This is a genomic window from Pseudoalteromonas sp. APC 3495 (assembly GCF_030407645.1).
Lineage (GTDB): Bacteria > Pseudomonadota > Gammaproteobacteria > Enterobacterales > Alteromonadaceae > Pseudoalteromonas > Pseudoalteromonas tetraodonis.
The window spans coordinates 1-11,310 of sequence record NZ_JASDDA010000073.1 but is presented as its reverse complement, the minus strand read 5'-3'; the positions used below and the strand labels follow the sequence as shown (position 1 = coordinate 11,310).

Annotated in this window: 12 protein-coding genes; 8 read left to right on the top strand and 4 right to left on the bottom strand. The window is 39.6% G+C overall.

Going from position 1 to position 11,310, the window contains the following annotated elements:
• Positions 1–101: 101 nt before the first annotated feature.
• Entirely contained in the window at positions 102–590 is a 489-nt protein-coding gene (locus QL984_RS17875; RefSeq protein ID WP_024602064.1) for a histidine phosphatase family protein, read from the bottom strand.
• Entirely contained in the window at positions 590–1,741 is a 1,152-nt protein-coding gene (locus QL984_RS17870) for a serine hydrolase domain-containing protein (RefSeq protein ID WP_128583058.1), read from the bottom strand. The genes QL984_RS17875 and QL984_RS17870 overlap by 1 nt, the downstream gene beginning before the upstream one ends.
• 115 nt (positions 1,742–1,856) lie before the next feature.
• Between QL984_RS17870 and QL984_RS17865 the strand changes: the two genes are divergently transcribed.
• From QL984_RS17865 to QL984_RS17840, 6 genes are all read left to right on the top strand, one after another.
• Positions 1,857–2,666 carry a hypothetical protein gene (locus QL984_RS17865; RefSeq protein WP_024602062.1) on the top strand — a complete coding sequence of 270 codons (810 nt, stop codon included), beginning with the start codon at positions 1,857–1,859 and terminating at the stop codon, positions 2,664–2,666.
• Between the two features lie 92 nt (positions 2,667–2,758).
• A complete protein-coding gene (locus QL984_RS17860) occupies positions 2,759–3,616 on the top strand; it encodes a MipA/OmpV family protein (protein WP_024602061.1) in 858 nt (285 codons plus the stop codon).
• Complete coding sequence (locus tag QL984_RS17855) at positions 3,606–3,992, top strand: DUF3019 domain-containing protein (RefSeq protein ID WP_016899250.1); 387 nt, start codon at positions 3,606–3,608, stop codon at positions 3,990–3,992. The genes QL984_RS17860 and QL984_RS17855 overlap by 11 nt, the downstream gene beginning before the upstream one ends.
• Positions 3,993–4,049: 57 nt before the next feature.
• A complete protein-coding gene (locus QL984_RS17850; protein ID WP_028834012.1) occupies positions 4,050–4,754 on the top strand; it encodes a response regulator transcription factor in 705 nt (234 codons plus the stop codon).
• Positions 4,755–4,840: 86 nt separating this feature from the next.
• Positions 4,841–6,130, top strand: coding sequence for an ATP-binding protein (locus tag QL984_RS17845; RefSeq protein ID WP_033104097.1), 1,290 nt, complete (start codon positions 4,841–4,843; stop codon positions 6,128–6,130).
• A gap of 203 nt (positions 6,131–6,333) precedes the next feature.
• The gene (locus QL984_RS17840; protein WP_128583057.1) at positions 6,334–7,689 is read left to right on the top strand and encodes a sodium-dependent transporter; all 1,356 of its coding nucleotides are present in this window, start codon (positions 6,334–6,336) and stop codon (positions 7,687–7,689) included.
• 54 nt (positions 7,690–7,743) lie between these two features.
• Here QL984_RS17840 and QL984_RS17835 read toward each other — a convergent pair whose 3' ends face one another.
• Positions 7,744–8,187, bottom strand: coding sequence for a GNAT family N-acetyltransferase (locus tag QL984_RS17835; protein ID WP_128583056.1), 444 nt, complete (start codon positions 8,185–8,187; stop codon positions 7,744–7,746).
• Positions 8,188–8,236: 49 nt separating this feature from the next.
• Positions 8,237–8,980 carry a sporulation protein gene (locus QL984_RS17830; protein WP_013465509.1) on the bottom strand — a complete coding sequence of 248 codons (744 nt, stop codon included), beginning with the start codon at positions 8,978–8,980 and terminating at the stop codon, positions 8,237–8,239.
• 309 nt (positions 8,981–9,289) lie between these two features.
• On the opposite strand from QL984_RS17830, the gene QL984_RS17825 reads away from it, so the two are divergent.
• Together QL984_RS17825 and QL984_RS17820 are read left to right on the top strand one after the other, a co-directional pair.
• Positions 9,290–10,861, top strand: coding sequence for a cation:proton antiporter family protein (locus tag QL984_RS17825; protein ID WP_024602056.1), 1,572 nt, complete (start codon positions 9,290–9,292; stop codon positions 10,859–10,861).
• 288 nt (positions 10,862–11,149) lie between these two features.
• The coding region (locus tag QL984_RS17820) for a DUF3820 family protein (protein ID WP_290173142.1) at positions 11,150–11,310 on the top strand (161 nt) is incomplete at its 3' end.

Genomic DNA, 11,310 nt, shown 5'->3' with positions numbered 1-11,310 from the left:
GGGTGATAAGAAAGAAGCCGAATAAGTACCCCTATAAAAGAAAATGCCAGTCAGTTCTTAACTGACTGGCATTAAGCCATTGCTGGTTTTTTTATGCCTGCTTAAAAACCCATTGTCAGCGTTTTAACTTCATAACTATTATTTTCTAGTTTACTCACTAAATAATAATGCCCGTACTGACTCTCATCCATACTTTCAATAGCTTGGTTACTCAATAATGAAGCCAACTGCGGTGTGGTATTACTATGCCCTATTACTACCACAACGCCATTTTGTGCTAATAATTGTTTTTTCAATGTCATTAGATCAGCAGCATCATAGGTAATAACTTTAATATTATAATACGCGGCTAATGGCGCTGCCGTGTTTAGGGTACGGTTATAGTTACTGCTGAATAACGTTATGTTTGGATAGGTGTTAACTAACGAAACCAAGTGCTCAGCACGCGCTTGGCCTTGGGCAGTTAGAAATGGATTTTCCCCTGTTTGTTTTTCGCTATGTCGAAACAAGTAAACCTGTTCAGGCGCAGAAAAGGCGGGTTGGCAAATAAGTAATAATGCTATTAACAATGTTTTTATGTGGGCGTTCATTATTGCTTCTCTCGTTTATATGCTAATAGGCGATTTATAAACTCAGTTGTAAGCTCATTTATGAGTCCAGTTTCTGCATTTAAAATTAAGCTAAAGCCAACATTTAAGTGTGGAAACACAACCAAATCACTGCGATAACCTTGCACCCAACCACTGTGGTAATAAAGCGTTTCATCATCATAATCATACACACGCCAGCCTAGCCCATAGTAGGCTTCGTTCATGTGCTCTCGCCATACTCGTCTGTAGCGTTCTTTTTTAGTATGTGTATAAGGACGCGTTTGCGTGGCCAATGCATCTAAGGATAATACCGATGGATATTGCCCTAATTGCGCATTTAACCAAATAGCCATATCTGACGCACTGGCGTTTACCCCAGCTGCCGGAGCGACTTTATAATAATTCTTTTTCAAACGGGCACTGTACCAACGCTTTTTCCCACGCACATGAGGGTATGCGTAGTTACTATCTTGCACCATGGCATCGTAGCCTAAACTTGCATCGTTCATTTTTAGAGGGATAAAAAATGCGTCATTGAGCCACTGAGTATAAGTTTTGTTGGTGCTTTTTAAAATCACGTCATCAATTAAACTAAACATGACATTTTGATAGCCATAACAGTCACCGGGTTCGCATATGGGTTTTACACTTAATAGCTTTTCTACAATATCGCTATACCCCATTCGCGATTCGATTAAATTATCGTATGCATTCGGTACTAGCCCACTAGAATGGCTTAAAATATGAAAAACCTTTAAATCATCTTTGTAGTCGGTTTGTTTAAATTCAGGAATGTAATGACTAACAGGAAAATACAAATTAAGTTGTTCTTCATTTGCAAGTTTTGCCGCTAACGACCCTGCAAACGTTTTAGATACTGAGGCCAAACGAAACCGAGTGTGTGGATTAATTTTTTGCCCACTGCGCACTTTGGTATGCCCCATAGTATGTATATAGTCACGCGCTTGTGCGTTGACGATGGAAAGCGCTCCGCCCGGAATCTTTTTTACTTTTAGTTTTTTTTCTACGTAGCGTCCATAATTTTTAACAAAAGCTTCCCAGTCAGGATCTGTGCTTGCACTTGCCTGTAAATGCGTCCCTAAAATACATAAAGCAAAAAAATAAAAGGGTAAGGAGTTAAAATACTTCATTCTTAGCTAATTTTTCTTTTTTAGTCATAATCAGCCTCTATAATATCATGAACTTTTGCTCGGACTAACGTACAATATGTTCGATTAATGGCTTTTGAGTGGATGTAAAATATTTATGCGTTTTTTAGTTGTATCACTTTTTATTGTATTAGCTTCAGGTTGTGCCGTAGTTAAGCAGCCTGCAGAACCTTTAGCAATGCCTGCAAAACCTTTGCTTAAGAGTCAAACTTACCAACTTAAATATGAAACCGAGCATGCTTCACCGAAAGTAAAATCGGTGCAATTACCTGCACATAACATTAAAAAAAATCAGACTGTCAGAGTGATCGTAGACCGTGCAAGTGTCACCGACACATTAGTATCTCAAATTAGCCAAGCACTTAACGATAAACAACTAAAAGTTACCACAACCGATAACAGTGATTACACGTTAGCTATCCATCAAGTTGACCTGGAGTTTATAGATGATGCTAAGTACATCCTAGCGCAGCCAGAAAAACCTTATTCATTGTTTTCAAAAGTAGCACAGCAATTCCCTTCTCAACAATGCGCAAATATACTGGCACAAGTTAGTATGCGCCTTACACACAAAGCATCGGGAGATGTAGTGTGGTTTGCCAAATCATCAATAGATAGTGCAAGCTTTCACCGTGAGCCCCTAACCTATAGCTTTACTGAAGAAAAAAAGATCACTAACGAGTTAGAAGTTGTTGCGTTTATTCATAAACATAACACCGAACAGGCTCGGCTTAAGCGTGCTGAACTTAAAAATGAAGTAACGGCGCCTGCTTATAAAACGATCACTAAACTGAGTCGTTTAACTAAATTAAATGGGCCATGTACACGTACTGAGATAAGCGCATTAACTCCCATGATGCAATTTTACTTAAGCAGTATACTTATCGATAAAATTAAGGTTCAGTAGTTGCAGGACGACCGCTACATTTTTTTACAGATTTAGCCAAGAGTTTGACAATATACTACCCTTTTAAGCAAACTCTAATTTAGGTTCCAAGGATGAAGCATTTCCCACAAAGACATTTTTTCCGTTGTGCAGCCTTATTGTTTGCGCTCATTTTTAGTGGCCAGAGCACAGCAAGCAATCGTTACTATGCCGATAACACATTGGAACCCACTACAGGGTTTGCCTGGGACTGGAGTGCGGGAGCAGGTTATTACATAGAAGATTCTTATTTGGTGGGCATGAATTCTTATGATGTTGGCGCCGAGTTAGATTTAAGCCTTGCGGTTTCTTACGATAATTTTTACCTTGATTTTGATCATAATCAACTCAGCGGTGGACTTGTTTTAGGCTATAGCTTAATTAACAAATACGATTGGGGCCTTGATTTATTAGGCACTAATTCCCAAGCCGGGTTTGACGAACAAGGCTTAGGTATTTATAACGATGGCATTATTGAGCCACTGCGCGGTATCAAAAAACGTAACTATGATTTTGATACCGGCCTTCGATTAACACGTCGATTTGAAAACTCACAAATTTCCCTTGAATACTTACATGACATATCTGGTGCTCATAATGGCTGGGTGGCAAACGTATTTTTTAGTCATATTCAGCCTTGGCGTAATTGGGAGTTTCGCTCTGGTATTGGCCTAAGTGCCTACTCTGCAGATTTTACAAACTATTATTTTGGTATTGATAGCGATGAAGCAAACGCAACTCGCCCTATTTATCAAACCAATGCCAGTACCAGTATTATGTTTGAATTTCATGCTGAATATCCCATTAACCAAGATTGGGTCTTTTTAGCAGGCTGGTTAACTACTTGGTTTTCAAAAGAAATTGATGACAGCCCAATTATTTCCCAAGGATATCAACACAAAGCCAAGGTAGGCGTGCGTTATGTACTTTAGATTTTTTTACTGTTTATTGTTTAGTTATTCAGGCTCTTTGCTGGCAGCCCCAGTGCAAATACCCGCTCAATTGAGTGCAGTACCTGATACCTGTGTGGCCTTACGTGAAGGACGTCACTGTTACGCCGATGTTGTTTTGTCATGGCAGCAAGTAGAAGTGGGGAATTATTGTCTACGCGATGCTACCTCAAAGTACATTATGCAGTGCTGGCTTAAACAGCGACAAGGTTCGTTTAATTATGCCTTTGACTCAACGCAAAGTATTTCGTTTGAACTATTTGACAGTAATACATCACAAGTCATTGCCGTCACAGAAGTAAAATTACAATGGGTGTATCAAAATAGGCAAAAAAAGCGGCGTTGGCGGTTATTTTAGTCACACACTATAAACATTATGATAGCTAAACATCATTTAGGTATGCGAAGAAAGCTTATGGATAATTACGGTACTATTTTACTGGTTGAAGATGATATTTCTCTTGCACAGTGGGTCACTGAGTATTTAACAGAGCAAGGCTATGTTGTACATGTATGTCATCGAGGTGATGAGGTAATAAGCCAAGTAAAACGTTTAAACCCACAACTTATTTTACTCGACATTATGCTGCCAGGGCTTGATGGTATTAGTGTATGTCGTGAGCTACGTAGCTTTTATCATGCCCCAATTATAATGCTTACTGCCCGCGATGAAGAAATGGATGAAGTCATTGGGCTAGAAGTCGGTGCTACCGATTATATAATAAAACCAGTACGCCCTCGCGCATTGCTTGCACGCATTAAATCTGCCTTGCGCTACAGTAGCGACACGCCTAAAACCGATGATCAAGCAAATATGATCAATATCGGTCAATTAAGTATTAATACCGAGTCACGCAACGTTACCCTTAACCAACAGGATGTGAACATTTCAAGTGCAGAGTATTTATTACTGCATTACTTAGCCAGTAATGCTGGACAAGTTGTTTCCCGCGATGCGGTGTTTAAAGCAACCAAAGGCAGGGAATATGATGGCTTAGATAGAAGCGTTGATGTGCTTATTTCTGCCTTGCGTAAAAAGTTTAATGATGACCCACAAAAACCAGAAAAAATTAAAACCATTTGGGGACGTGGTTATTTGTTTGTGACTACAGCGTGGTAAGTTTTAATGCCTGAGTGCTTAAAATAATTAGCGCGATAGTAATAAAAGTCACTTCAGTACACCCAGCCTATTATGGAATAGCATCAATGAAAAAGTTTTATATTTCACTACTAGGCAGTGCGCTGCTTTCAATTATTGTTTTAGGTTGGCTTATTGATGCATTTAGCCAACAAGCGCATGCGCCTTTGGATGAGTTTAGCGTTCAAAGCCAGATTATTGTCGGGTTAAGTAAACAGCTCACGGCGCTTAAACCCGATGCTCGCCCGCAACAAGTAACAAAGCTCGCCGCTGACTTTGACCTTATACTTAACTACAAATTAAATCAGTCGCTGGCACTGCCCTTAGCGCTATTAGATAAAATGCAAACCCAAGGCGGATTAATACTCGAAGACGAGCAAGGCTTTTATATGCTCTACACAAATGATGAGTTAAGTCCTTATCATTTAACCATGCGTTTAGATAAACCCTATGAGGCCACACAACGAAACGATATTATTTTAACGCTATTATTTTACACTGGCTTATGTGTTTTTATGGGTTTTATTATTACCCCTTTAGCAAAGCGCCTTACGGTGTTAAACGAAGCAGCAAAGCAATTTGCATCTGGTAATGTTAAAGCGCGTATTACCCCCTCTCGATTTACCTATATAAAAGATGTGGAACTGACCTTTAACCGTATGGCGAGTCAAATTGAAAAGCTAGTTGCTGAAAACAAGCTAATGGCCTCCAGCTTATCGCATGATATTAGAACTCCAATTGCTTGCTTACGCTTTGGTGTCGACGCCGCTCTTGATAGTCATGACGAGAGTAAAATAAAGCATTATTTAACTCGCATGGAAACCGACTTAGACCATATGGAGTCAATGCTAAAAAGCTATTTAACGTTTGCTACTTTAGAGCAAAATGCGAATAAGCTTACTTACTCATCAGCAAACCTTAAACAATACCTAAGTGATATTGTATTGCAACTTGAGCCTAGAATAACCTCTCGCTCGCTTAATATTTCTTTAGAATGTGATGATCATACCGTTTATGCTGACTTACATTGGCTGGCAAGAGCAATCACCAACTTAATTAATAATGCCTGCGACTTTGCAAATCACAGCATTCAAGTAACCGCTTCAGTACAAGAACGTTTTCTGGTGGTGAACATCGCCGACGACGGTCCAGGCATTGCTCAAGAAAATAATCATAAAGTATTTAGCCCATTTTTTCGTGAACGCAGCCACCGTAATCGCAGTGATAATAGTTATGGCTTGGGGTTAGCAATCGTCGCCAAAGTTGCCGATTGGCATCATGGCACCGTAAAAGTGAGTAAAAGTGAACGACTCTCAGGCGCCTGTTTCACATTAACCATCGCTCAGTTTGAACATTAATCAACAATGCAAAGATGCTCAATACAGCTGATAAACGAAATATAATTAAAAAATTGTGCTATTTATAATCAAAATACGCACGTGTTATTTATACAGCTAAATAAAACGCAATAATTGTGCAACAGAGACAAATAAGCACTTTTTATTTAATTACAATTCCAGTAGATTGTCACGGCGTCGAAAAAATAGAGAAGCAGAATAATATGAGTGCAGTAAGAGGTGAGTTTAGCTCCCGCTTTGGTTTTATAATGGCTGCGGCAGGATCAGCTGTTGGCTTGGGTAATATTTGGGGTTTTCCGACTCAAACAGCAAGTAATGGGGGCGCTGCATTTTTAGTCGCGTATTTAGTACTGGCTTTCTTTTTAGCCTACCCCGCTTTAATGGCAGAACTGATGATAGGTCGCCATGGGCAAGCTAATGCGGTTTCTTCATTAACTAAATTAACCACGCGACCATGGCAAAAGCAATTTGCCTTTGCTGTCGGTTTTGGTGGTATTTTATGTGCTGGATTTATTTTAAGTTTTTATGCCATTGTTGCCGGTTGGATGTTAAGTGCCACTTTAGAACCGGTAACCACATTGGTCGGCGCTGATGCCGTCTCTTTATGGTTAAGTGAGCAATCGCTTACTCGTAATATTCTTTTCACTGTTTTATTTATTATTTTAACTGTTGCTATTATCAGCCGCGGTGTAGAAAACGGCATCGAAAAATGGTCTAAACGCTTAATGCCCGCTCTGCTCGGTATTTTGTTTGCCCTCATTGCCTACGTGATGACTCAAGAAGGCGCTGTTGAGGGGTTAAAAGCTTACTTAGTCCCTGACTTTTCTTCTATTTTTGACCCTACATTGTTAGTGAGTGCCTTAGGCCAAGCTTTCTTTTCATTGTCACTGGGCACCAGTGTGATGATTATATATGGCTCATATATCAGTAAAAAAGAAAACCTTGTTTCCCTTGGCGCGTATGTAACCTTAATTGATGTGTTTATAGCGTTTGTAGCGGGTTTATTGATCATCCCTGCTATGTATGTGGCACAAGCGCAAGGTGTTGAAATATTCTCTGCAACTACAGGTAAACTTCTCTCTGAAGATACTCTCGTATTTCAGGTATTGCCTGCCTTATTTGATGGCATGGGTGGTGTAGGTTTATTTGTTGGCTTTGCTTTTTTTGCATTGATGAGTATTGCCGCACTAACTTCATCTATTTCCATGCTAGAAGCGCCAGTGTCGTACACGGTAGAGCGCTTTGCGATGAAACGTGTTCAAGCAACGTGGTTAATAGGCGCTTTAATTGCCATAGTGAGCATTACCATAGTGTGTAACCTAGGCACTTTATTTGGCTTAGTGATCACCCTAACAACCAAAGTTGCACAACCTTTATTAGGGCTTATGTGCTGTATATTTGTAGGTTGGATCTGGTACAGATCGTCACTACTAAAAGCGATTCAACAAGGTAACCCTGAGGTGCATAATACGTTATTTTGGAAGATATGGCCTTGGTATACTAAGTTTGTATGCCCTATTGCCATTAGCTTAGTATTTTTACATTCCCTACTAAGCTAGTTAAAAGATGCATAAAAAAGGCCCACATCAGTGGGCCTTTTTAGTGGAGCAATATTACTGCTTTAAAATCATATCCTGATGGGGTATGCCATCTTCTATATATTCATCACCAACACATTCAAAACCGAATGAGCGATAAAAATTCAGTAGGTAGGTTTGTGCGCCAATATAAATATCGCGAGTCGGCCATTGCGCCTTACAGCATGCTATTGCTTCATTGACTAACTGTTTGCCTAATCTAGAACTTCGCTGTGATTGAGCAACCAATACACGCCCTATCGCACTGTACTGAGCATCTTTTTCATAACAACGGGCATAGGCATTCACCGATAGCCCATCAAGTAAATAGACATGACGTGTAGAGTCTGCGATATCGTGATCATCAAGTTCGGGGTAAGGACATGCTTGTTCCACAACGAATACGTCGACACGTACACGCATGATTGAAAACAGGGTTTGGGAGTCGAGCGCAGAGAATGGCTCACATTTAAACGCCATTTAAACACCTTTTTTATTACAGGGGCTGCTTAAAGCCCCTATCACTTTGTTAAGCAAATAACCGTTCTAGCTGATCACATAACTGCGATAAATTAACATGGTCATGCTCTATGGTTAAATCAACATAGCCATCACTTCTAAACGCTCTGTCTAATTCAATCAATACATGGGTTTTATGCGCTTCAGGAATAAATGACAACTCAATTTCTTTTATACCAAACAAACTGCGGCTATTAGGCTGATACTCAAGCTCTTGATAACATCCCGATACAGATTGAAAAGTAGGGGCACGTAAATGGCCTTGTTCTACATCGGCTTTAACTAAACTAAAACCAAGCTTTTCCATCGCTTGCATGCATGTTTTAACCGCTTCATTAGGATAAATGTGTAAATGGTCTTTATCTGTTGGATCAAGCGCAAGGTCAATATCAAGGCCTGTTTCTAACCATACATAAGATTGATTATAACCTGCATTAATTTCAGTTATAGGCGTTTCTGAGTGTAAACGGGCTTCAAACGGAATAGTTCTTACTTCACCGGGCTCAATAATACCAATATCGGTAATGCGCCACTGGTCAATAACATGATTAGTGAAATAATCACCGTCTTCACTCGCCACTTTGACACGGGTAACTAACATTAAGTCTAAACCGGTAATTTCTTGGCTCACATCACCTGCAGTAATTACAATTTGCGCGTTAAATAATTGCCCCGGCTGAAGATGCTCGGTCTCTAAAATAGTATCTACTTTGGCGGCACCAATGCCTACCGATGCTAAAATCTTTTTAAACATATTTTCTCCTTAAGCTAAGCAACTCTAATGTTTGCTTACGCTTAAACTCCTTCGTTATGGCATCTTAACCACATTTAAAAGCTCTTGTCAGCGAAAAACTGCTATTTACATGCTGTTTACCATAAAACTAGCCATATATGTGCATTTTTTATACATTGAAGCTACTTTACCTCTGCATAAACTGACAGTAGCAATCATTTGATAAATACTCACTATCACGTAACTAACTGCGTTAAATAAGTAGATTAATTGTCAATAAGCATTGTTTTTCGCTACACTACAGTGCCTAAAAAAGTGGTATTAATAACTATGGAACTAATTTATTTTGCTACCGCCTTCGTCTGCGGTTTTGGTATATACCAGCTAAAATTGCCGCCACTTATCGGCTTTCTTATGGCTGGATTTATTCTTAATTTAGCGGGTTATAAAAGCACGGAATTGCTGGAAACAATTGCATCTTTAGGGGTTACACTGCTACTTTTTAGTATTGGCCTCAAGCTTAAAATTTCAAATTTAATAAAACCTCAAGTCTGGGCTCCGGCCACCTTACATATTATTCTAAGCAGCGCTTTATTTAGTGGCTTTATGCTACTACTGGGTGTTTTTGCACTGCCATTATTCGTCGATTTAAGTTGGCAAAGTGCGCTGTTAGTTGGTTTTGCTCTGAGCTTTTCAAGCACCGTATTTGCGGTAAAAGTCCTTGAAGAGCGCGGTGAAATGGCAAGCCTGCACGGTAAAATAGCCATTGGTATTTTAGTTATGCAGGATATATTTGCGGTTATATTTTTAGCGGTCAGTACCGGTAAGTTGCCGAATATTTGGGCCTTAGGGTTAATTATTGCCTTACCTTTATTTCGCCCTGTTATGTACTGGGTGTTAAACCGCTCTAAACATGGTGAGTTACTGCCGCTATTTGGGTTTTTCTTTGCCTTAGTAGCAGGTTATAACGCCTTTGAATTTGCAGGTCTCAAAGGTGATTTAGGTGCTTTGATTGTAGGTATGATGTTCGCACCACACAAAAAAGCCGGTGAATTGTCTAAGTCATTGCTTAGCCTAAAAGATATATTGCTAGTTGGCTTTTTCCTAAGCATTGGTTTAAGTGCAGAGCTTACTGCCCACTCCTTAGTCGTCGCTTTAGTGCTGGTATTAATTATTCCAATTAAAACCCTGCTTTATTACATACTAACCAACCTATTTAAACTTCGTGCGCGTACCTCTTTGTTAACAGCATTTAGCCTAGCTAACTTTAGCGAATTTGGTTTGATTGTGTGTGCAGTTGCCGCATCTACCGGCATGGTTACCTCTGAGTGGCTTGCTGTTATTGCGATTGCGGTGTCGATCACCTTTGTAATTGCTTCTCCTTTAAATAAACGCTCTAACGAGCTATACGTTAAAATTGAACGCTTTTTATTAAAGTTTGAAAGCAAAACCCGCTTAGCTGAAGAGCTCCCAGTAAACTTAAATGACACAAAAATTGTTATTTTTGGCATGGGTAGAATTGGCACAGGTGCCTATGAAACAATAAACGCAACTCATCCGGATGTTGTTGCAGGTATTGATATTAAGCCTGAGGTAGTTGATAAGCATGTAAAGCGAGGTCGCCGAGTATTAATTGCCGATGCCACCGATCCTGATTTTTGGCAACGTGTTAACCACTCCCACGTTGAAATGGTAATGCTAGCTATGCCTAAGCACATGCAAAATATTTTTGCCTTAGAGCAATTACAAGCATCGGGTTATAAAGGACAAGTAACGGCGATTGCCAACTACCCCGATCAGCAAAAAGAATTAGAAGAAATGGGAATAGACTCTACTTACAACTTTTACTTAGAAGCAGGTAGCGGTTTTGCAGAGCATGTAAAGCAAACCCTGTTTCCTTAATAGGGTTTAGATGCAAATGGATTGCATTTACATTCCTTTACATCTGCGTATTTTATTGGTTTAAAAATAAGGTAAAATGTCTGTGTTGGTTTAGTAAAGCTAATACCTAAGTGTGTATTTAAATAAAAATATACACAACTGGACCCCTTGCTTTTAATTAACCAATAAGATTCTCAAATTAGAGGGCCTACTCCCTCTATCAATAGGCTGTTACTTGCCCGTTACAGCCTATTTTATTTCTTTATTATCCCTTACACTTAACACCTCTACTCATAAAAGATGTCAATAATGGATCCTCAACAACTTAAAGTCGCCATTAATACCATTATGCCGTTTGGTAAATATGCGGGACGCCCCTTACTTTTGCTGCCTGAGCCTTATTTAGTGTGGTTTAAACAGCAAGGCTTTCCTGATAGCAAGCTCGGCTCTCAACTTGCAATGATGTACGA